Annotated in this window: 19 protein-coding genes; 2 read left to right on the top strand and 17 right to left on the bottom strand. The window is 65.7% G+C overall.

The window, feature by feature from the left end; translation table 11 throughout:
- Positions 1 to 113: 113 nt before the first annotated feature.
- The 13 genes from GVM20_RS03480 to pepN form a co-directional block, all read right to left on the bottom strand.
- A complete protein-coding gene (locus tag GVM20_RS03480) occupies positions 114 to 1,919 on the bottom strand; it encodes a glycoside hydrolase family 15 protein (protein ID WP_166545919.1) in 1,806 nt (601 codons plus the stop codon).
- Between the two features lie 212 nt (positions 1,920 to 2,131).
- Positions 2,132 to 2,557: a Na+/H+ antiporter subunit G gene (locus GVM20_RS03475; RefSeq protein WP_166545918.1), complete on the bottom strand. Its 426-nt coding sequence runs from the start codon at positions 2,555 to 2,557 to the stop codon at positions 2,132 to 2,134.
- Positions 2,554 to 2,835, bottom strand: coding sequence for a K+/H+ antiporter subunit F (locus GVM20_RS03470; RefSeq protein ID WP_166545917.1), 282 nt, complete (start codon positions 2,833 to 2,835; stop codon positions 2,554 to 2,556). The genes GVM20_RS03475 and GVM20_RS03470 overlap by 4 nt, the downstream gene beginning before the upstream one ends.
- Positions 2,832 to 3,320, bottom strand: coding sequence for a Na+/H+ antiporter subunit E (locus GVM20_RS03465; protein WP_166545916.1), 489 nt, complete (start codon positions 3,318 to 3,320; stop codon positions 2,832 to 2,834). Before GVM20_RS03465 ends, GVM20_RS03470 begins: the two co-directional genes overlap by 4 nt.
- On the bottom strand, positions 3,317 to 4,837 hold the full coding sequence (locus tag GVM20_RS03460) for a monovalent cation/H+ antiporter subunit D (RefSeq protein ID WP_166545915.1): 1,521 nt from the start codon (positions 4,835 to 4,837) through the stop codon (positions 3,317 to 3,319). Before GVM20_RS03460 ends, GVM20_RS03465 begins: the two co-directional genes overlap by 4 nt.
- Positions 4,834 to 5,229 (bottom strand): Na+/H+ antiporter subunit C, encoded by a 396-nt coding sequence (locus GVM20_RS03455; RefSeq protein WP_166545914.1) that lies wholly within the window; start codon positions 5,227 to 5,229, stop codon positions 4,834 to 4,836. The genes GVM20_RS03460 and GVM20_RS03455 overlap by 4 nt, the downstream gene beginning before the upstream one ends.
- Positions 5,226 to 8,063, bottom strand: a complete 2,838-nt coding sequence (locus GVM20_RS03450; RefSeq protein ID WP_166545913.1) for a monovalent cation/H+ antiporter subunit A — start codon at positions 8,061 to 8,063, stop codon at positions 5,226 to 5,228. Before GVM20_RS03450 ends, GVM20_RS03455 begins: the two co-directional genes overlap by 4 nt.
- Before the next feature lie 142 nt (positions 8,064 to 8,205).
- On the bottom strand, positions 8,206 to 8,757 hold the full coding sequence (locus GVM20_RS03445) for an adenine phosphoribosyltransferase (RefSeq protein WP_166545912.1): 552 nt from the start codon (positions 8,755 to 8,757) through the stop codon (positions 8,206 to 8,208).
- 91 nt (positions 8,758 to 8,848) lie between these two features.
- On the bottom strand, positions 8,849 to 9,706 hold the full coding sequence (locus tag GVM20_RS03440; protein ID WP_166545911.1) for a cytochrome c1: 858 nt from the start codon (positions 9,704 to 9,706) through the stop codon (positions 8,849 to 8,851).
- A 53-nt stretch (positions 9,707 to 9,759) separates the two neighbouring features.
- On the bottom strand, positions 9,760 to 11,121 hold the full coding sequence (locus tag GVM20_RS03435; RefSeq protein WP_166545910.1) for a cytochrome b: 1,362 nt from the start codon (positions 11,119 to 11,121) through the stop codon (positions 9,760 to 9,762).
- Between the two features lie 67 nt (positions 11,122 to 11,188).
- On the bottom strand, positions 11,189 to 11,752 hold the full coding sequence (gene petA, locus GVM20_RS03430; protein ID WP_166545909.1) for a ubiquinol-cytochrome c reductase iron-sulfur subunit: 564 nt from the start codon (positions 11,750 to 11,752) through the stop codon (positions 11,189 to 11,191).
- A 229-nt stretch (positions 11,753 to 11,981) separates the two neighbouring features.
- A complete protein-coding gene (pgeF, locus tag GVM20_RS03425) occupies positions 11,982 to 12,734 on the bottom strand; it encodes a peptidoglycan editing factor PgeF (RefSeq protein ID WP_166545908.1) in 753 nt (250 codons plus the stop codon).
- Position 12,735: 1 nt separating this feature from the next.
- Positions 12,736 to 15,399, bottom strand: a complete 2,664-nt coding sequence (gene pepN, locus GVM20_RS03420) for an aminopeptidase N (RefSeq protein ID WP_166545907.1) — start codon at positions 15,397 to 15,399, stop codon at positions 12,736 to 12,738.
- Between the two features lie 115 nt (positions 15,400 to 15,514).
- Between pepN and GVM20_RS03415 the strand changes: the two genes are divergently transcribed.
- Positions 15,515 to 16,309, top strand: a complete 795-nt coding sequence (locus GVM20_RS03415) for a Rossmann-fold NAD(P)-binding domain-containing protein (protein WP_166545906.1) — start codon at positions 15,515 to 15,517, stop codon at positions 16,307 to 16,309.
- Between the two features lie 108 nt (positions 16,310 to 16,417).
- Here the strand turns inward: GVM20_RS03415 and GVM20_RS03410 are convergent, their stop codons facing one another.
- Positions 16,418 to 17,332, bottom strand: coding sequence for a DMT family transporter (locus GVM20_RS03410; protein ID WP_234031825.1), 915 nt, complete (start codon positions 17,330 to 17,332; stop codon positions 16,418 to 16,420).
- Positions 17,329 to 18,363 (bottom strand): threonine aldolase family protein, encoded by a 1,035-nt coding sequence (locus tag GVM20_RS03405; RefSeq protein ID WP_166545905.1) that lies wholly within the window; start codon positions 18,361 to 18,363, stop codon positions 17,329 to 17,331. The genes GVM20_RS03410 and GVM20_RS03405 overlap by 4 nt, the downstream gene beginning before the upstream one ends.
- A gap of 52 nt (positions 18,364 to 18,415) precedes the next feature.
- On the opposite strand from GVM20_RS03405, the gene GVM20_RS03400 reads away from it, so the two are divergent.
- On the top strand, positions 18,416 to 18,733 hold the full coding sequence (locus tag GVM20_RS03400; protein ID WP_166545904.1) for a GNAT family N-acetyltransferase: 318 nt from the start codon (positions 18,416 to 18,418) through the stop codon (positions 18,731 to 18,733).
- Here GVM20_RS03400 and GVM20_RS03395 read toward each other — a convergent pair.
- Together GVM20_RS03395 and GVM20_RS03390 are read right to left on the bottom strand one after the other, a co-directional pair.
- A complete protein-coding gene (locus tag GVM20_RS03395) occupies positions 18,679 to 20,238 on the bottom strand; it encodes a PH domain-containing protein (protein WP_166545903.1) in 1,560 nt (519 codons plus the stop codon). The two genes, GVM20_RS03400 and GVM20_RS03395, sit on opposite strands and share 55 nt — an antisense overlap.
- On the bottom strand, positions 20,235 to 20,753 hold the full coding sequence (locus GVM20_RS03390; RefSeq protein WP_166545902.1) for a PH domain-containing protein: 519 nt from the start codon (positions 20,751 to 20,753) through the stop codon (positions 20,235 to 20,237). The genes GVM20_RS03395 and GVM20_RS03390 overlap by 4 nt, the downstream gene beginning before the upstream one ends.
- Positions 20,754 to 20,776 lie beyond the last annotated feature (23 nt).

Below are 20,776 nucleotides of genomic sequence, written 5' to 3'. Positions count from 1 at the left end.
AAGCCGTCCCGAAATACCTAAACTATGTTAGTATTAGCAGGTCTCGAATTGAATGGAACGGAGGCCCGGTGCTATTTCTCAGGGCCCAGTCCGCGAACGTCAGTCAGGCCCCGTTACCGCACGTCGCTCCACGGCTTGGACAGCAGCCCGGCGCAGTTGATCACACCGACCAGCGAGTAGGTCTGCGGGAAGTTGCCCCACAATTCGCCATCGTTGTAGTCCAAGTCTTCGCTCAGTAGCCCTGAGTGGGTGGTATGGCTCAACATTGTTTCGAACAGGCGGCGGGCCTCGTCACCTCGGCCGGCCATGTGGAGCGCTTCGATCAGCCAGAAGGTGCAGACGTTGAAGGCGGTTTCGGGTGCGCCGAAATCATCTTCGGCGGCGTAGCGCAGCATGAAATCGCCGCGGCGCAGCTGCCGTTCGACCGCTGCGAAGGTGGACAGAAAGCGCGGATTGTCTGGGGCGAGAAAGCGCAGTTCGACCATCTGGAGCAGGCTCGCGTCAAGATAGTCGCTTTCAAAGCTCGCGCCGTAGTGGCCCCCTTCCGCGCCATTCTCGACCCACGCATCCTGCTCGATGCGCGCCCGGATCGCGTCGGCACGTTCCCGCCAGAGGTTCGCGCGATCCGCCTTGCCGAGCCAGTCTGCCGTCATCGCCAGCCGGTCACACGCGGCCCAGCTCATCACGGCCGAATAGGTGTGGACCTCCTGCCGGGTGCGGAATTCCCATAGGCCCGCGTCGGGCTGATCATGCATCGCCCACGCCATCTCGCCGACCTGTTCGAGGCTCTCGAAATCCCGGCCGTCGGCGATGCGCAGGAGGCGCTGGTCGATGAAGGCCTGCACCGTCGGCAGAACGATCTGGCCGTAGCAGTCATGCTGCACCTGCTTGTAGGCCGCGTTGCCGACCCTGACCGGCCCCATGCCGCGATAGCCCGGAAGCGCGGGGGCGGTGGCTTCGCCCAGTTCAGCCACACCCATCACCGAATAAAGCGGCTGGATCTGCCCGCCCTTGGCCCCGTCAACGATATTGCGCAAATAGCCGAGATACTTCTCCAGCACATCAAGCGCGCCCAGCCGGTTCAAGGCCTGCACGGTGTAGTAGGAATCGCGGATCCAGCAGTAGCGGTAGTCCCAATTGCGCTCCGAATGGGGTGCTTCGGGGATCGAGGTGGTCAGCGCCGCAACGATCGCGCCGGTTTCCTCGTGCTGGCACAGCTTGAGGGTAATGGCGCAGCGGATCACCTCCTGTTGCCATTGGAACGGCGTGGCCAGCCCGCGCACCCAGCGCTGCCAGTAGTTGCGGGTGGCCTGCTCCATCCGGCGGGTCTCCTCGCGCAGATTGCCGTCGAACGGTTCGTCCGGGCCGAGGAAGAAGTGCATGTCCTGTTCGAGGCGGAAGACCCGCTGTTCAAGGATATAGCCGACTGGCGCGTCGGTGCTGAGGCGCAGGGCTTGCGGGCCGATGAGATAGCGGATGTGGTTGGAACCGTGGGTGGTCTCGGCCAGCGCCGCGCCATAGTCACGCATCGGGCGGAGCACCACGCGGATGCGCGGACTACCCGCCACCGGGCGCACGATCCGGCTGATCGCCACAGGTCGGTACATCCGGCCCTTGCCCTCATAGCGCGGGCAGAAATCGAGCACTTCGACTGCGCTGCCATCGTCCGCCTCAAGCCGGGTGACGAGGATTGGCGTGTTGCGGATATATTCCTGGGTGGCGCTGACCTGCCCGACCAGTTCGAACCGCCAGATGCCGGTCTCGCGGTTGTCTCCGTTGAGCAGTGAGCAGAACACCGGATCGCCATCGACCCGCGGGACACAAGCCCACACAACCGCGCCTTCACGGTCGACCAGCGCGCTGACCTGGCAATTGCCGATCGGCCAGAGTTCGAGATCGGGCGTCGTTGTTCCAACCATGGGGGCGTGTCCTTCTGTCGTTGCAAGGGAAAAGCGCGGCGCAGCCAAAGGCCGCTCGCCAACCGCAATCCCGGAAAGCCGCCGTGCTGTTCGCAGGCGACAAAGCTGTCCTCGCCAGTAACATTATCGCGGATGAACACAGGCTTGGCGGGCGGGTCCGCAGTTGCGAGCGCGAAAGCTCGGCTCATCGCTGATGGGAAGATGCCTGTCGGCTAGTCGCCCACGAAGTCGCCCGGCGTGCCTTGGTGTGGCGCTTCATGGGTTGCCCAGTCGGCTGCGCCCGGTGGCGGTTCGGGGGTGCCAGCAGGGCCAGCACCCTTGCTTACCTCGCCCTGCCGCAGCCGGTGAAGGTGAACCTTGGCGATCATATTGGCGCTGATCGGCGCTGTGACGAACAGGAACACCGAGACCAGCAGCTCATGCGTGGTCCACACCCCCTCGGCCAGTTGGAACCACACCACCGATCCGACCAGCATCGCCCCCAGCCCCAGGGTCGTCGCCTTGGTCGGGCCATGGAGCCGCTCCATCAGCGAAGGCAGGCGCACCAGACCCCAACTACCGATCAGCGCAAATGCGCCGCCCAGCACCACCAGCGCGCTGACAATCAGATCGGCAGAGGCGGGTGCGGCACCGCTCATTCGATGATGTCCCCGCGCAGCAGGAACTTGGCATAGGACACCGTGCCGACAAACCCGACCATCGCCAGCAGCAACGCGGCTTCAAAGGACGTGCCGCTGCCCGAAGCGATGCCGGTGAGCACGATGATCCCGATCACATTGATCACCATCGTATCAAGCGCGAGGATGCGGTCGGCCACCCCCGGCCCCTTGAACAGCCGCCACAGGTTCAGCGCCAGCGCCGCACCCAGCGCAGCAAAACCGAAGGCGAGCGCCCACGGAAGCAGGGGGCCGATCATCGGAAAATCTCCTTCAGCCGCGCCTCATACCGCGCCTTGACCTTGGCGATCTCACCCGCCGGATCGGGCGCGTGGAGGGCATGGACCAGCAGATATTGGCCGCAAGCCGAGATATCGCTCGAAACCGTGCCCGGCGTCAGGCTGATCGTGCCCGCAAACACCGTGATCGCTTCGGGCGAGGTCAGATCGAGCGGGATGGTCAGCCATGCGGGCTTGAGGTTGCGATTGGGCTTGAACAGGATGATCGCGGCCACGTGGAAATTGGCGACCACGATGTCCCACAGCACGATCCCGAGATAGCCGAGCGCAGGCACAAACCGCACCGGCGGCCGCTCAGGCCACCACGGCGCGGTGAAGATCGGCACCAGAATGCCGAACACGATGCCGAGGAACAGCGTACCGAAGGTGAGATCGCTCACCATCACCACCCACATCACCACCAGCAACAGGCTGAGACCGGGATGCGGCAAGAGGCGGTTCATCATTGTCCCGCCTCCGTCAGCACAGCACGCGCGCTTTGCGCGGGATCGAGCACCTGCGCGGCGGCGGCATCGGCATAGACGCTTGCCCAACCCGCTCCCGCCGCCAGCGCAACAAGCAGCCCCAATGCGATGGCCGGCGCACCGAGGTCGGCACGAGTGGCAGGGCCAGCGGGTGCCGTACCCTCGCCAGCCGTCTTCCAGAACACCGCGCTCCCCACCCGCGCGAACCCGACCACGCCAATGAAGGTCGTCCCGAGGATCACACCCCAGGCCCAGCCCCAGTCCGGGAGAGCGGCGACGGACTTGAGGATCAGCAGCTTGCCGATGAAGCCGGACAGGGGCGGCAGACCAGTCGCCGCAATCGCTGCGGCCATGAACAACAGCGCCACCCCGCCGCGCTGCGCGAAGACCGGGCCGGGGCTGGCATTGTCCCCAAAGGCCCCCCGCCGCCGCGCGACCACATCCGCCACCAGAAACAGCGCCGCCGCCGCAAGCGTCGAATGGGCGAGGTAATAGAGGCCCGCGCCAAGGCTCCCGGCGCTCCATCCGGCGACCGCGATCAGCAGCGTGCCGGTCGATCCGATCACGGCATAGGCGGCCTGCTCGGACAGGCTGCGTGCCACGAACACGCCCGCAAAGCCGATCACGGCGCTCACGATCGCGGCGGGCAGCAGATAGGGTGCCGGCACCCACGCTGCCGCGCCCGCGCCCTCGCCGAAGACCTGCGGCACCACCCGGATCAGCGAATAGACGCCGACCTTGGTCATGATCGCAAACAGCGCCGCCACCGCCGGAGTCGAAACCGCATAGGTGCGCGGCAACCACAGGTGCAGCGGCGCCACCGCCGCCTTCAGCGCGAACACGCTTACCAGCAGCAGCGCGGCGATCCGCAGCAGGCCCTGATCCTCCGGCGGCACCGCGGCCACGCGCAGGCCCATGTCGGCCATATTGAGCGTGCCGGTCAGCGCATAGAGCATCCCCAGCGCGATCAGGAACAGCGACGAACCGACCAGGTTCACCACCACATATTGCACGCCGGCCTTAAGCCGCGCCGACCCCTGGCCGTGGAGCATCAGGCCGTAGGAGGCGATCAGCAGCACCTCGAAGAACACGAACAGGTTGAACAGATCGCCTGTCAGGAACGCGCCGTTGAGGCCCATCAGCTGGAACTGGAACAGGGCGAGAAAGTGCCAACCCTTGCGGTCAGCGCGGGTCACCAACGCGTGCAACAGCGCGATCAGCGCAAGGCTCGCAGTCAGCACCAGCATCATCGCCGCCAGCCGGTCTGCCACCAGCACGATCCCGAAGGGCGCGGCCCACTCGCCCACGGCATAGGCGAGGATCGTGCCGTCGCTCACTTGCACCATCATCGCAAGCGCGGTGGCCAGCATTGTCAGGCACGAGGCCACCGAGACGACAACGCCCAGCACTGGCCGCCGTCGCATCACCAGCAGCACGATGGGCGCGGCCAGCGCCGGGATGATGACCGGCAGGATCGGGAGATGATCGGCGAGCGTCACGGGCGCGTGTCCTCCCCGTCTTCGGCGATGCTGCCAGCCATGCCGTCCTGCGCGTCACACGGCACCTTGTCGCCATCGACATGATCGCTGCCGGTCTCAAGGAAGCTGCGCAGGCTCAGGATCACGACGAAGGCGGTCATGCCAAAGGTGATGACGATCGCCGTCAGCACCAGCGCCTGCGGCAGGGGGTCGGTGTAATCGCTCACCGCCTTGTCCCAGATCGGCGGGCGTCCCACCACCAGCCGCCCTGAGGCGAACAGGAACAGGTTGACCGCGTAGGAGATCAGCGTGAGGCCCAGCACCACCTGAAAAGTCCGAGCCCGCAGGGCCAGGTAGATGCCACCGGCCACCAGCACGCCAATCGCGCTTGCGACGAGGAATTCGTAGCTCATGCTCCGCCCTCCCCGCCTTTGCGGGCGGCGCGGGCCGCACGCTGGGCGATGTGGCTCAATTGCGCGAGCGCCAGCATGACGGCACCAAACACGGTGAGGAACACGCCGATATCAAACAGCATCGCGCTGGCGAGCTCGAATGTGCCGATCAGCGGCAGGGTGAAATAGCCGAAGGTCGAAGTCATGAACTTCGCCCCGAACAGGAACGAGCCGAGCCCTGTCGCCATCGCCACCAGCACGCCCCATGCGATCAGCTGATGCTCTCCGAACCGCTTGCGCGCCTCGGACCAGTCGAACCCGGCGGCGAGGTATTGGACGAGGAAGGCGATCGCGGCCACCAGTGCAGCAATGAACCCGCCGCCCGGCTGGTTATGCCCGCGCAGGAACAGATAGATCGCCACAGTCAGCGTCAACGGCAGGACGATGCGGCTGGCGACCACCAGCATCATCGGATGGCGCTCGGGCGAATGGGGCATATCCTCCCGCCACGCCCGCAGCCGCGCGCCCGCCGCGCCGGTGGCGGTGCTTTCCAGCAGCGCGAAGATGCCGAGCCCGGCGATGCCGAGCACGATGATTTCCCCCAGCGTATCAAAGGCGCGGAAATCGACGAGGATGACGTTGACCACATTGGTCCCGCCCCCGCCCGATTTGGCATTGGCGAGGTGATAGGCGGCAATGCTCGGCCCCGGATCGCGGGTCAGCATGGCCCAGGCAATCCCGCCGACCAAGACTCCGCCGGTGATCGCCAGCGCGCCGTCACGCCATTTGCGCGAGGCGGTCGAGAGCAGCGGCGGACTTTTGGGGAGGAGATTGAGCGCCAGCAGTAGCAGCAGGATCGTCACCACCTCGACCGAAATCTGGGTGAGCGCGAGATCGGGCGCGGAGAATTGCACAAAGGTGAGACTGACCACGAGGCCAATGACGCTGACATAAATCAGCACGCGCAACCGGTTGCGGGAATCGTTTACCACAGCCGCAGTCGCCGCGATCAGCAGCACCCATGCGACGACCGCGACCGGCGTGGCGGGCAGGAGCGCGCGGCCACCGGTCAACACTCCGCCGCCCGCCTGCGCACCATCGATGACCAGCAGCACGATCACGCTGAAGCTCGCCAGCAGCATCCGTTGCAGCGAGGGCGTGTGGGTGGCGACAATCGCCTTGCGCACCCATTTGTCGGCGAAGGCGAAGCTGCCTTCGAACATGCGCTTGGCATCGGGCAGGCTGGCACGCTCCCATGCGGCAAGCAGGGGCTTGTGCTGCCACAGCAGCAGCGCGCCGCCCGCGACCGCGATCAGGCTGAGGATCAGCGCGAGGTTCACTCCGTGCCACAGAGCAAGGTCGAATTTGGGCGCTGGCGCTCCGGTGACGGCTGCGGTCACCGCGCCCACCAGCGGGCCTGCGAGAAGCATCGGGATCAGGCCGAGCAGCACCGCCAGCGTGGTGAGCAGCGCCGGTGCGATCCACATGCCAGCACCCGGATCATGCGCGCGGGCAAAGGGCTCTGCCTCGCGCGGTTGGCCGAAGAACAGATGCGCAGCCAGCCGCAGCGAATAGCCGACCGAAAAGGTCGCGCCCAACGTCGCCAGCAGCGGCAGCAGCCACGGCAAGCCCAGCAGCGCGAGCTTGGGCGTTTCGTAGAGCATCAGCTCCTTGGAGATGAACCCGCCCAGCGGCGGCAGGCCGGCCATCGAGGCGGCGGCGAGCGTGGCGATCATCGCGGTGATCGGCATCGCCTTTGCCAGCCCGCCGAGCCTGCGGATGTCGCGGGTGCCGGTCTCATGCTCGACGATCCCGGCGCTCATGAACAGGGCCGCCTTGAACGCCGCGTGGTTGAGGATGTGCAGCACCGCCGCCAGCGCCGCAGCCTCGAGCGAAAACCCGAGCAGCATCACCAGCATTCCGAGCTGCGAGATGGTGGAATAGGCAAGGATGCTCTTCAGATCGTGCCGGAACAGCGCCACCACCGCGCCGAAGATCATCGTGGTCAGGCCCACGCTCGTGACGATGCCGGTGTAAAGCCCGGTCCCCGCCAGCACCGGCCACAGCCGCGCAAGCAGGAAGACACCCGCCTTCACCATCGTCGCCGAATGCAGATAGGCGCTCACCGGCGTCGGCGCGGCCATCGCGTGGGGGAGCCAGAAGTGGAACGGAAACTGCGCCGACTTGGTGAAGCACCCGAGCAGGATCAGCCCCAGCAGCACGGGGTAGAGTGGCGATGCGCGAACGATGTCGCCGCGCTCTAAGATAGTCGCGAGGTCGAAGCTTCCCGCAACCAGCCCCAGCAACACCATCCCGCCGATCAGCGCGAGGCCCCCGCCGCCTGTGACCGCCAGCGCCATGCGTGCGCCTTGCCGCGCCTCCGCCTTGTGCTGCCAGAACCCGATCAGCAGGAAAGAGGCGAGGCTGGTCATCTCCCAGAACACAAGGAGCAACAGCACATTGCCCGCGATCACGATGCCCAGCATCGCGCCCTGAAACAGCATCAGGCTGGCAAAGAAGCGCCCGGTGGCCTCACCCGCATAGAGGTAGAAATGGCCGAAGATCACCACCAGCAAGCCGATGCCGAGGATCAATCCGGCGAACATCAACCCCAGCGGATCGACCATCAGCGTCAGATCGAGGCCCAACGCAGGCACCCATGCCCAGCTGGCCGACGGCACCTCGCCACCAAGCACCGGCGCGGAAAGCATCGCCAGCAGCGCCAGGCCACCCCCGCTCGCCCCTGCCGCAATGCCGGAATGCAACGCACGCCCGGCGTCATGCAGCAGCGCAATCGCCAGCGCGGCCACAAACGGAAGCGCCACCAGCGTCAAAAGCGTCAAGGCAATAGCCATTGGCGGCCCCGGTGGTCCTTACTCAAACAATTGGGCGTTGCGGCGGGACGATCATGCTCGTCCCCATCAGGCATAGACGAGGGCTTTGCCCCAGCACAACCCAAACCGGCCCGCGCTGCCGCGCCTGCCGAGGGAGCGAAGGTCAATCGCCTTCGAACGCCATCAAGGCGTTGACCGCGATCCCCGCGCTGCGCAGCCGCTCCGCGCCGCCGAGGTCGGGCAGGTCGATCACGAACAGGGCCTGCTCGACAACCGCCCCCGCCATGCGCAGCAGCTCGGCCGAGGCGAGCGCTGTGCCGCCGGTGGCGATGAGGTCGTCAACCATCACCACCTTCTGCCCCGGCTCGATAGCGCCGGGGTCCATCTCGAGCCGGTCTGTGCCGTATTCGAGCGCGTAGTCGATGCCGATGGTATGGATCGGGAGCTTGCCCGGCTTGCGCACCGGCACGAAGCCGATCCCGAGCTGCACCGCAACCGCCGCCCCGAAGATGAAGCCGCGCGCTTCCATGCCAGCGATCTTGTGCGCCCCCGCAGCATCGGCGAGTTCGGCGAGGTGATGCACGCTTGCCGCCATGCCCTGATGGTGGCCGATCAGCGTGGTGATGTCGCGGAACTGGATGCCCGGATGCGGGAAGTCCGGCACGGTTCGCACCAGCGCCTTGAGCTCTGCGGGAGAGAGATGCGGTGCAGTCATGTCGGCGGGCCCCTTTCGCGCCCCTCAAAGCAGAGCGCCCCGCCATCCGCAAGGGATGACGGGGCGCTACTGCGTTTCGAGGGGGGTAGGCTTAGCCCTTCTTCGGCTTCAGCCCGGCCCAGATCTGCTTGTAGCTGAGGAAGGCCAGCACGGTGGCGAACAGCAGGAAGCCGATCACGAACCAACCGGTCTGCTTGCGCTCCACCAGCGAGGGTTCAGCGGTCCAGGTGAGGAAGGCCGCCACGTCCGTGGCCATCTGCGGGATGGTCGAGGCCGTGCCGTCAGCGAAGGTCACCTGACCATCCACCGCAAGCGGCGGGGCCATGGCAATGTTCACGTTCGGGAAGTGCTTGTTGAAATAGAGGCCATCAGGGGTTTCGAAGCCAACCTTGGCGGCCTTGGCCGGATCGGCCTCGCCATAGCCGGTCAGCAGCGAATAGACGTAGTTCGAACCGTCATGACGCGCCTTGGTGATCAGCGAAAGATCAGGCGGGATCGCGTTGTTGTTGGCAGCCGCCGCGGCGATGGCGTTGGGGAACGGCATCGGGAAGTAATCGGTCGGCTCGCCCGGACGGGTGGTCGTCTCGCCGGTGGCGGGATCGATGCCCGGAACGGTCCAGCTCGCGGCTTCGGCGTCAACTTCAGCCTCGGTGTAGCCGAGATCCTGGAGATTGCGGAACGCGACGAACTTCAGGCTGTGGCAGGCCGAGCAGACCTCCTTGTAGACCTGATAGCCGCGTTGCAGCTGGGCATAGTCCCACTTGCCGAACGCGCCGTCGAACGAGAAGCCGCCCGCCGGGCCTTCACCATGCTCGTAGAAGGCATAGGACGGCTGCTTTTCCGGCGCCGGGCCGAAGGCGAAATTGTAGACACCGGGTGCAAGTGACCAGAGCACCAGAACTAGGGTGATGGCCAGGCCTGCAATGATGCCGCCGAGACGAATAGACATGACTGAACTCTTTCTCGTTGTCGGTTCAGATAGCTTGGGACTGCCCCGGCCGATTACTCGGCCGGTTGCAGCGAACCATCAGTGGCGGTGCCAGCGTCGGTGCCGTCAACCGTTCCGGCGCGCGGAGCTTCCACGGCCTTATCCTTGCCGAGCACCGCTTCGGTGATCGAGAAGGGCAGCGGCTTGGGCACTTCGATCTGGCTGATGATCGGCAAGATCACCAGGAAGTGCATGAAGTAGTAAGCCGTGAAGATCTGGCTGAGCATGATGTACGGCTCTTCCGCGTGGGCACCGCCCAGGTAGAACAGCGCCGCCATGGTCGGGATCAGGCCGAACCAGAAGAACTTGCGGAACAGCGGACGATAGTGACCCGAACGCACCGGGCTCTTGTCCAGCCAGGGCAGGATGAACCACACCAGGATCGAACCGAACATCGCGATCACGCCCAACAGCTTGGCGGGGATCAGCACGATACCGGTGAACGGAATGGTGAGGTCACCGGTGAAGGCACGCAGGATCGCGTAGAACGGATAGAAATACCATTCCGGAACGATCAGCGCCGGGGTCGAGAGCGGGTTCGCTTCGATGTAGTTATCCGGGTGACCCAGCGCGTTGGGCAGGAAGAACACCATCGTGGTGAAAAGGATCATGAACACGCCGAGCCCGAAGCCGTCCTTCGCCGTGTAGTAGGGGTGGAACGGCACGGTGTCCGATTCCTGCTTCACTTCCACACCGGTCGGGTTCGACGAGCCGGGAATGTGCAGCGCCCAGATGTGCAGGATCACAACACCGGCAATCACGAAGGGCAGCAGGAAGTGCAGCGAGAAGAAGCGGTTCAGCGCGGCGTTGTCCGGCGCGAAGCCGCCCAGCAGCCATACCTGCAACGGCTCACCCACCAGCGGGATCGCGGTGAACAGGCCGGTGATGACCTGCGCGCCCCAGAAGCTCATCTGGCCCCACGGCAGCACGTAGCCCATGAAGGCGGTCGCCATCATCAGCAGGAAGATCACCACGCCCAGCAGCCAGATCATCTCGCGCGGGGCCTTGTAGGACGAATAGAAGAACCCGCGGAAGATGTGCAGGTAGATCACGATGAAGAAGAAGCTCGCGCCGTTGGCGTGGGCGTAACGCAGCATCCAACCATAGTTGACGTTGCGCATGATGTGCTCGACCGTGCCGAACGCAACCGCCTGGTTGGCGGCATAATGCATCGCCAGCACGACGCCGGTGACGATCTGCAACATCAGACAGAAGCCGGCGAGGACGCCGAAATTCCACATGTAGTTGAGGTTGCGCGGCACCGGATAACCGGCACCTACCGCGTTATAGACGAGCCGCGGAAACGGCAACTTCTCGTCCAGCCACTTGGTGAAAGCGGACTGCGGTTCATACTGCTTGGCCCAGGCGAAACTCATGGCGTTCTCTCGGCTTGATCTGAGTTAAAGAAACAGACGATTATCATTATCGTTCAGATACGAAGGCTCACCCGACGCGGACGACGGTGTCTGACGAAAAACTATATTCCGGCACCTTCAGGTTGAGCGGCGCGGGGCCTTTGCGGATGCGGCCGGCCACGTCGTAGTGCGAACCGTGGCAGGGGCAGAAGTACCCGCCGAATTCACCCTTGTTCTCGCCCTCGGCCGCGCCCAGCGGCACGCAGCCGAGGTGGGTGCAGACGCCCATGGTGATCAGAATGTCTTCGTGACCTTCCTTGGTGCGCGAGGCGAGTGTCGCGGGGTCACGCATGTCGGCCGCATCGTCCTTCTTGGCGGCGGCGATTTCTTCCGGCGTGAGACGCTTCACGAACAGCGGCTGCTTGCGGAACGTGGTCTTGATGCTCTGACCCGGCTGGATCGCGCCGACGTCGACATCGGTGCTGCTCGCGGCGAGCACGTCTTCCGACGGTGCCATCTGGCTGATCAGCGGAAACAGCAGCGATGCGCCGCCGACGCCCGCCGTGCTCAGTGCGGCAATGTGGATCCAGTCGCGACGGCGCACGCCTTCATCGGTGCTGAGTGCGCTGGTACCGGCCGTGTTAATAGCCATTTCGTCTTACCCTGCTCGTTCTGCCGCGACGGAGTAATGGCCCGCGCGGCGTTGTGTTCCACTGCCGGGGCTCGCGCCCCGATTCAATTCCGTCGATTGATCCCTGCTTCGGACCCGGTGCGCCTTTGAGCGCACCTCACCCGAAACTTGCGCGGGGCAATTAACGGCAATCCTGCGAGAATCCAACCGTGTTTTAAACAAGCCGCGTTCGCCTGCGTGCAAGCCTGTGTCAGGGCAGCGCGATCATACTGATCTGCCGACCATAATTGGCCTCACCCGCTTGGCTAGAGCGCCTGTGGGAGTGGTAACGCGCGACATGGGAGAATGTATCCCGCCCCAAATCCGCAATTTTGCTAAGGCCTGACGCTTCTAACTGCGCCACAATGAAGCCGGGCAAATCGAAATGCCACCGGGGTGTGCCATCACGCTCCGGCGCGGCCGAGAAGAACGGCTCGGCATCGGCGGCGAAATGCGCGCGGAACGGCGCATCGACCTCGTAGCTCGACTGCGCGATGGTCGGTCCGAGCACGGCGGCGATACGCTCCCGCTGCGCGCCGAGCGCTTCCATCGCGGCAATGGTGTTTTCGAGCACCCCGTCCACCGCGCCGCGCCAGCCGGCATGGGCCGCACCGATCACGCCCGCTTGCGCGTCGGCAAACAGGATCGGGCCGCAGTCGGCGGTGACGATCCCGAGCACGATGCCCGGTGTGGCCGTCACCACCGCATCGGCGACCGGGCGGCCCGCGGCGGAATCGTCCCAGCTTTCGTCCACCACCACCACATCGGGCGAATGCACCTGATGCGGCGCGGCAAGACGTCCGCTCGCACGGATCGCGTCGGCAGCGGCAGCGCGCAGTGCTTGCACCTCCGCCGGATCGCCCGGACCGCCAAAGCCGAACTGATGCGCCCCGCCTGCGCTGCCGAAGAAGCCATGCGGCACGCCTTCGAGCAGCGCGGAGCGTTCGATCTGGAAGCCTGCCACGTCAGTCTTCCAGACTGCGGCTGACCTGCTCGAAAGTATCGCGCGACAGATTGCCCGCCGCCATGATGCGCTCCAGCTCACCCTTCATCAGCGCCGCCCGGCCCGGCTCGATCCGCCGCCAGCGGCCCAGCGCAGGCACGAAGCGCGCCGCCGTCTGCGGGTTGATCGGATCAAGCGCGAGGATCACATCGGCGACCATGCGGTATCCCTCCCCATCGGCCTTGTGGAAGCCCTTGGGGTTGCCCGCAAAGGCCATGTGCAGGGACCGCACGCGGTTGGGGTTCTTGATGGTGAAATCGGGATGCTCGGCAAGTGTGCGGACGTGTGCGATCACATTGGGGTGGAGCGAGAGCGCCTGCAAGGTGAACCACTTGTCCACCACCAGCGCATTGTCGCGGTAGCGGGCGTAGAAATCCGCCAGCTTGGCTTCACGCTCCGGACCGTCGAGCCCGCAGAGCACCATCAAGGCGCCCTGCCGGTCGGTCATGTTGTCCGCTGCGTCATATTGCGTCGCCGCCAGATGCGCAGCCCGCGCCGGGTCGGCAGCGGCGATCAGGCCAAGCGCGATGGTCTTGACCTTGCGCGCGCCGCGTCCTGCCGGATCGTCCAGCGTCACCGCCGAGGCCCGCGCATGAAGCGCATGCAATTCGTCCGCCAGCGCCGTGCCGATTGCGGCCTTCAGCCCTTCACGCGCCGTGTGGATCGCGCCGGGATCGGCCTTGCGGTCGCCGGTCGCCATGACCTCGAACAGATAGGTTTCGGACGGGAGCACCATCAATTCGCCGCGCATGGCATCGTCGAGCGCATTGTCAGCAAGGCTCGACCGGAACGCACCGATGATCGCCGCTTCGCCCGCCGCCCGTTCGCCCGCTGCCAGCGACCCGCTCGCCGTGCCGACAAGATGCCCGACGGCGAGTTCCTGCAAGGCTTCCGAGCGCGCAAAGGGATCATCGTCATGCGCGGCGAGGAACACGAGGTCTTCGCGCTGCAAGGCCCGCTCGATCACCACCGGGGCAGTGAAGCCGCGGTTGATCGAGACCACCGGATCGGGGCCGGTCAGCGGGAGGGAGAAACTTTGCTCCTCATCGGTCAGCACGATCAGCTGTTCTTCGCCCAGTACCCCCTGCCCGCGCGAATGCACAGCAACCCGCAGCGGGATCGGCATCGGCAGCTTGTCGGGCTGGCCCGGCGTGACGGGGACGGTCTGCTTGAGGGTCAGCTTGAGCGTGTCACCCTCAACCGCCTGCGACACCGCAACGCGTGGGGTACCTGCCTGGCTGTACCAACGCCGGAACTGCGTAAGGTCGATCCCCGCCCCGTCCTCGATCGCCTTGATGAAATCTTCGCAAGTCGCCGCCTCGCCATCATGGCGGTCGAAATAGAGATCGGTGCCCGCACGGAACCGCTCCACTCCCACCATCGCGCGCATCATGCGGATGACTTCGGCGCCCTTGTTGTAGACGGTCGCGGTGTAGAAGTTGCTGATCTCGCGATAGGAGTCAGGCCGGATCGGGTGGGCAAGCGGCCCGGCATCCTCGGGGAATTGTGCCGCGCGCAGGATGCGCACATCCTCGATCCGCTTGACAGCCTCGCCCCGCATATCCTGCGAGAACAGCTGATCGCGTAGCACCGTGAAGCCCTCTTTCAACGAGAGCTGGAACCAGTCGCGGCAGGTCACGCGGTTGCCCGACCAGTTGTGGAAGTATTCATGCGCGATCACGCCCTCGACCGCGTCGAAGTCGCCATCGGTGGCGGTGTCGGGATCGGCCAGCACGTATTTCGTGTTGAAGACGTTGAGCCCCTTGTTCTCCATCGCCCCCATGTTGAAATCGGAGACGGCGACGATGTTGTAGAGATCAAGGTCATATTCGCGGCCGAACACGTCTTCGTCCCATGTCATCGACCGGTGGAGCGATTCCAGCGCGTGGTCGGTGCGGCCAAGGTCTTCCGCACGCACCCAGACATTGCACTCGACCTGGCGGCCCGAGACCGTGACGAAGGGCTTGGAGTTCGCCACCAGATCGCCAGCCACCAAAGCGAAGAGGTAGGACGGCTTCGGCCAGGGATCGTGCCACTCGGCCCAATGGGTGCCGTCGGAATTCTCGCCCGCATCGGTGCGGTTGCCGTTACACAGCAGGATCGGGAAGAGCGTCTTGTCCCCCTCCATCCGCACCGCATAGGTCGAAAGCACGTCCGGGCGGTCGGGGAAGAAGGTGATGCGCCGGAAGCCTTCCGATTCGCATTGGGTGCAGAGCATCCCGTTCGACGCATAGAGGCCCATCAGCTGGGTGTTGGCGCTGGGGTTGATCGCAGTGACGATGGTGACGCTGTGCGCGTCGCCCGGCAGGGTCACGATCAGATCGGGGCCGTGCATCCGCCAGTCAGCCGGGCCGCCGTCGACCGTGACGCTTTGTGCGGTCAGGCTATCGCCGTTGAGACAAAGCTCGCGGCTTGCTGCGGCAGCGGGGTTGCGTTCGACCTGCAAGGTCGCTGTCACGGTGGTCGCCTCCAGCCCCAGGCGGAAGTCGAGCTGCGTGTTCGGCACCAGCCACGCAAACGGCTGGTAATCCTCGCGCCGGATGACCGGCGGCTCGTGCGGGGTGGGGGCAGCGTCGGCGAGTTCGGGGTTGCCGTCGGGGGTGATGGGAGTGGTTGCGATGTCCATGCCCCGCTCTCTACCCGCTCGTGTCGAGCGTAGTCGAGACACATTCGCCGGGTCTCTCGAGTTCAACCTGCGGTTGTGCGTTGCAACCGCTCGAGACGAACGGCACTAAAGGGGAATGACTCATCTCTTGATCTTCGGCCTCGGCTACACGGCGGGACGCATTGCCGAAGCGATGCGGACGCGCGGCTGGCACGTAACCGCCACCGGCAGCGCGGGCGATCTCGCCTTTGCCGACCGGGCGGCCGTGCTGACGGCGCTGGGCGCGGCGACCCACATCCTCTCCTCCGTCCCGCCGGATCGGGCGAGCGGCAGCGATCCTGTGCTGGATGCCTATGGCGCGGCGCTGAAGGGGCGGGAGCTGTTCTACCTCTCCTCCACCGGCGTCTATGGCGACCGGGCAGGAGCGTGGGTCGACGAGGCGACGCCCACCATCGCGCAATCGGGAGAAGGCCGCCGCAATGCCCGCGCCGAGGCTGATCTCGCGTGGCTCACCATGGGCGCGCGGGTGTTCCGCCTGCCGGGGATCTACGGACCGGGCAGGAGCGCGCTCGACCGGGTGCGGGAAGGTCAGGCGCGGCGGATCGACCTGCCGGGGCAGGTGTTCAGCCGTGTCCATGTTGACGACATCGTCAGCGGCGTGGTTGCCGCCCTGACACAGGCTTCGCCCGCAGAGGCCTACAATCTCGGCGATGATTGGCCGTGCAGCGGCAACGAGGTCACCGAACACGCTTGCCGCCTGCTCGGGCTGCCTCTGCCGCCGCTCGAAACGCTGGAGGACGCCAACCTCTCCGAGATGGCGCGCGGGTTTTATATGGAGAACCGCCGGGTCGCCAATGGCAAGGCCAAGCGGGTGCTCGGGTGGATGCCGCGCTATCCGACCTATGTCGAGGGCTTGGCGGCGCTCCTCTGACTCGTCATTGCGAGCGGAGCGAAGCAATCCATGGACTGATCTTCCGTCATGGCGCGAGGGCTGGCCATGGATTGCTTCGTCGCCTGCGGCTCCTCGCAATGACGAAGCTTACTTCTTCTTCTGCTTTGACCTGAGCGCCAGCCCCATGCCCACCAGCGCCAGCGCCATGCCGCCTGCTGACAGCGCGTCCCACTTGAAGCCCTCGAACAAGGTCGACAGCCCCATCGCCACGCACACCGTCACGATCCCGTTATAGGCCGTGCGCCCAGCGCCGATCTCGCGCACCAGATTGTAATGCAGCGGGAAGGTCACCACCGAACCGATGATCGCGAGGTACGCCGTGCCCGCCCAGAACTGCCATGCGCTCGGCACCTGCGGCGGGCCGACCGTCACCAGCGCGTAGACCAGATCGAACGCAGTGCCATAGACCATCGCCCAGGCGAGAAAGCTCACCATCGGCACGCCGCGCCCGGTGGGGTTGGCCTGCACTACATTGGCGATCGAGGCCGCCAGCATCCCGCCAATTGCCAGCACGATGCCGAGCCCCACGTTCCCGCCGAGCGGCGCCGCATTCCATTCATGCACCAGCAGCATCGCCACGCCCGCAATCGCCACAAGGCTCCCGCCGATAAAGCCGCCCTGCACTGTCTCGCCGATGAAGATTTTGGCGAAGACCGCGTTCGGCACCATCAGCAGCGCAAACATCACTGCGACGATGCCGGAGGTGATGTGGCTTTCGGCATGGTAGACGAACAGGAAGTTGCCACTGAACTGCGCGATGCCGACGCCGAGCGCCAAGAGATGCTCGGGCCGGTTCAGCTTCAACCTATTGCCCATCACCACGGCCAGCACGAACAGCGCCGGAGTGGCCAGCATGAAGCGGTAGAACACGCCCCACGCGGCCGGAACGTCGGAAATCTGTCCGGTGATGACGAACCAGGTCGACCCCCAGATCGTGCCGGTCAGCATGAAGGGGATCAGCACCTTGGGGCTGAGCATCGACGGCGCGGACACCCCGCTCATAGCGCGGCGATGGCCTTGCCCAGCGCCTGCGCGTCCTCGGGCCGGGTGTTCCAGGCGGTGACGAAGCGGGCGGAGTTTGCACCCCAATCGTAGAAGGCAAAGTCCTGCGCCCGCAACGCCGCGCGCTCGGCCTCGGAAAGCTGCACGAACAGCTCGTTGGCCTCGACCGGGTGAAGCAGCCGGTCGCCGCAGCCCGCCGCCACTTCCTGCGCCGCCGCATTGGCGTGGGCGGCATTGGCGAGCCACAAGCCATCGTCCAGCATCGCGAGAATCTGCGCCGCGAGATAGCGGCCCTTGCATTGCAGGTGGCCGGCGCGCTTGCGGCGGTAGCGCACTTGCATCGCCGCCTCGGGATCGAACAGCACCACGGCTTCGGCCCCCATCCCACCGTTCTTGATGAAACCAAAGGCGAGACTATCGACCGGGCCGCTCGCTGCCCGCGCAGCCGCTTTGGGCGAGCCGCCCAGAAACGCCGCCGCATTGGCAAACCGCGCCCCGTCCATGTGCAGGCCGAGCCGCCGCTCCTTGGCGAAGGCTCCCAGCGCCGCCAGCTCTGCTGACGAATAGGCGCGACCATATTCGCTCGCCTGGGTGATCGCGATCGCGTGGGGCTGCACCTGATGCACATCATTGCGGATCGGGTCGATCACCGCCGCGATGTCCTCAGGCGTCAGCTTTGCGCCTTCGCCATCGGCGTGCATCAGCTTCGCGCCGTGGAGGAAGAACCCCGGCGCGCCGCCTTCATCAACCTCGATATGCGCCTCGCGGTGGCATACCACCCCGCCGTGGGGCGCGCACATCGTAGCGAGCGCCAGACAATTCGCCGCCGTACCGGTTGCCACCCACAGCGCTGCACATTCGCGCCCGAACAGCGCGGTGAACCGCGCGTCCAGTTCGGCCGACAGCGCGTCCCCGTCGTACGGGTTGTCCGGTTCATCGGCCTTGCGCATCGCCTCCCACAGCCGGGGGTGGACGGGCGCGGCGTTGTCGGACAGGAAGGGTTTGAATGCGAAGGTTTGGGCTGGGGTCATCGGCCAACGCCTCTAACCGCCAGCGCAGCCATTACAAGCAGGAGTAACGTGAGTGAGCGAGGAACCGACAAAGCTGACAATCACCCACCACGTGGCGGGTCAGGGCGGACGCTATGTCGCGGTGGTCGAAGGCGCTTCGGAAGAAGGCTATCTCGAATGGGAACCCGGCGGGGAGCGTGACGGCGTCGAGATTCGCGTCGCGGCCCACACCATCGTGCCGCGCGCCATCGGCGGACGCGGCGTGGCGGGCGCGCTGGTAGACCGACTGGTCGATGATGCGCAGCGTCAGGGCTTCCTGATCCGCCCCGATTGTTCCTACGTCGCCAAGAAGTTCTCGGAAAACGCCGACTGGGGCTCGCTCAAGGCCTGATCCTGAGGGGCCTGATCCAGCCGCGAGAAATCGGTTGCGGCAATGGTTTCCAGCACGCTCGCCCGCAAGGCCCGCGCTTCGGCGAGCGGCACGCCCTGCATCGCGAACGTCCCTCCCGCCAGCCCGAGATGCACCGTCGCATAGCCGCGTAGACGGGCAAGCGGCCCCTGTGCGATCTCGACCGAATGGAGCTTGAGCCGGGTCGCGATCTGGCGGGTCGGCGAAAAGAACCCGTGGCTGGCATAGACCTGCGACGCGTCGATCGCGTGGCGGCGGAACTCCCAGGCATAAAGGTTTGCGCCCGCCGCCAGCACCGCTGCTCCGAGCGGCACGAGGAACAGGCCAAAGGGCGCGAAAATCGCGACCGGGATCGCCGCCAGTACGAACACCGCCGAACCGAACACCACGGTATCGGTGCGCTGGCGCTTGCTGGCGCGGTGCCACTGTGTCGTCTCGTCTGGCAGGCGGAAGCCCGCCGCGCTGACGATGGGCGCGATCTCCTCCATCTTGGCGAAGGGCGCGACGATGTGGCTCTCGCCTTCCGCATCCTGCGCGAGACTGACGAAGCTCAATCCGTGCCAGCCGAACCGGTACCGCACGAGACCGGTGCCAATCACCAGCCCCTGCACCCGGTGGGCGGGCATCACCACATCGGTGCGGGTGAGCAGCCCGCGTTGCCGCCGGAACCCGCGCGCCGAACGGGTCAGGGTAAAGCCCCAATCGCGCAGCACGGTGCGCACCACGCCGGTCGCCATGCCGATCACGACCAGCCCCAGCAGCCCCGCAACCACCGCCGCTGCCTGCACAATCAGGCCAAGGCTCGCCACCGTGCTGCCCTGCTCGCTCAGCCAGCCGCGCCACAGATCGACATTCCACACGTCAATACTGGAGACATTGTCGACATATTGCAGCGCGCCGCCCAGCACCGCGAACACCGCGAGCGAGAATTCGAACAGACCAAAGGTGAGCAGGCGCCCGGGCGTCAGCGCATAGAGCACTTCGCCAGTCTCAGGCTCGCTGCGAAGCGGCGCCTCCGGATCGGCGATGCTGACCGCTGCCTCATCATCGCGGCGCTCACGCACCAGCTGGCGCAGGGCTTCGCCTTGGGCATCGGTGAGGTATTGCAGCGCGAGGTCATCGGCCCCGCCTGCCCCGGTCTCGAACTTGACCGCCACCAGCCCGAACAGGCGCGGCAGCGGCTTGGCTTCGAGGCTGACATCCTGAATGCGCTCATAGGGCACAGAACGGGCCGAACGGCTGAACAGGCCGCTTTCGACCCGGATGTCGGTCTCCCCAATGGTGTAGGTCAGCCGCCGCCAATGGGCATAGCTGAAGGCGGTGCCGATCACGACCGACGCCAGACCGACGCCGAGCGCGATCAGAAACCGCCCGTCGCCGCCGATCCCTGAAAAGGCAATCGCGATGGCCGGGAAAATCGCGCTGCGAAGGCTGCCGATTGCGCCGAGGATGACGCTGATCGGCGCCGTGCGCTGCGGCTCGCTCATACCGTCTCGCGGCGGATATGGGCGCGGATCTCCTCCCGCATCTCGCGCGCCAGCTCCTCGCCGAGGCCGGGGAGCGACACGCTGGCATTGTGATTGCCCGCGGTGTGGAGCGTCAGCGTGGCGATGCCGAAGAACCGGTCGAGCGGCCCTTGATGCACATCGATATGCTGCACCCGCCCGAACGGCACCACCGTGTCCGACCGGAACAGCAATCCGCGCACCACCCGCAGCCGGTCAGCACTGATCTGATATCCGCGGGCGTTGTATCGTGTCGTCGGCACGCGGATGATGAGGGCGAGCGCGATCACCAGCACCGTCCCGGCGATGATACCCTGCGGGATCAGCGCGAGATCGCGGATCGCCGCTTCAGCCACGAGCGCCCCGAGCAGGAACGGGATCGCGGTCAATGTGGTGCGCAGCCGCAGCGCACGGGCGTAACCGGGATGCAGCTTGGTCAGCTCCCCCTCGTCGTCGAGCGGGTGACCGGCAGGCGGAATTGCGAGCGTGTGATCCATGGTGCCTTAGTGGCGCAATACAG

The sequence above is a fragment of the Porphyrobacter sp. SLTP genome (assembly GCF_009905735.1).
Classification (GTDB): domain Bacteria; phylum Pseudomonadota; class Alphaproteobacteria; order Sphingomonadales; family Sphingomonadaceae; genus Erythrobacter.
This window is presented reverse-complemented; position numbering and strand designations above follow the sequence as displayed.

Excerpts from the sequence above, each read along its gene's own strand:
- GVM20_RS03480 (WP_166545919.1), bottom strand. The coding sequence starts at position 1,919 with ATGGTTGGAACAACGACGCCCGATCTCGAACTCTGGCCGATCGGCAAT.
- GVM20_RS03475 (WP_166545918.1), bottom strand. The coding sequence starts at position 2,557 with ATGAGCGGTGCCGCACCCGCCTCTGCCGATCTGATTGTCAGCGCGCTG.
- GVM20_RS03470 (WP_166545917.1), bottom strand. The coding sequence starts at position 2,835 with ATGATCGGCCCCCTGCTTCCGTGGGCGCTCGCCTTCGGTTTTGCTGCG.
- GVM20_RS03465 (WP_166545916.1), bottom strand. The coding sequence starts at position 3,320 with ATGATGAACCGCCTCTTGCCGCATCCCGGTCTCAGCCTGTTGCTGGTG.
- GVM20_RS03455 (WP_166545914.1), bottom strand. The coding sequence starts at position 5,229 with ATGAGCTACGAATTCCTCGTCGCAAGCGCGATTGGCGTGCTGGTGGCC.
- GVM20_RS03450 (WP_166545913.1), bottom strand. The coding sequence starts at position 8,063 with ATGGCTATTGCCTTGACGCTTTTGACGCTGGTGGCGCTTCCGTTTGTG.
- GVM20_RS03445 (WP_166545912.1), bottom strand. The coding sequence starts at position 8,757 with ATGACTGCACCGCATCTCTCTCCCGCAGAGCTCAAGGCGCTGGTGCGA.
- GVM20_RS03440 (WP_166545911.1), bottom strand. The coding sequence starts at position 9,706 with ATGTCTATTCGTCTCGGCGGCATCATTGCAGGCCTGGCCATCACCCTA.
- GVM20_RS03435 (WP_166545910.1), bottom strand. The coding sequence starts at position 11,121 with ATGAGTTTCGCCTGGGCCAAGCAGTATGAACCGCAGTCCGCTTTCACC.
- petA (WP_166545909.1), bottom strand. The coding sequence starts at position 11,752 with ATGGCTATTAACACGGCCGGTACCAGCGCACTCAGCACCGATGAAGGC.
- pepN (WP_166545907.1), bottom strand. The coding sequence starts at position 15,399 with ATGGACATCGCAACCACTCCCATCACCCCCGACGGCAACCCCGAACTC.
- GVM20_RS03415 (WP_166545906.1), top strand. The coding sequence starts at position 15,515 with ATGACTCATCTCTTGATCTTCGGCCTCGGCTACACGGCGGGACGCATT.
- GVM20_RS03410 (WP_234031825.1), bottom strand. The coding sequence starts at position 17,332 with ATGAGCGGGGTGTCCGCGCCGTCGATGCTCAGCCCCAAGGTGCTGATC.
- GVM20_RS03405 (WP_166545905.1), bottom strand. The coding sequence starts at position 18,363 with ATGACCCCAGCCCAAACCTTCGCATTCAAACCCTTCCTGTCCGACAAC.
- GVM20_RS03395 (WP_166545903.1), bottom strand. The coding sequence starts at position 20,238 with ATGAGCGAGCCGCAGCGCACGGCGCCGATCAGCGTCATCCTCGGCGCA.
- GVM20_RS03390 (WP_166545902.1), bottom strand. The coding sequence starts at position 20,753 with ATGGATCACACGCTCGCAATTCCGCCTGCCGGTCACCCGCTCGACGAC.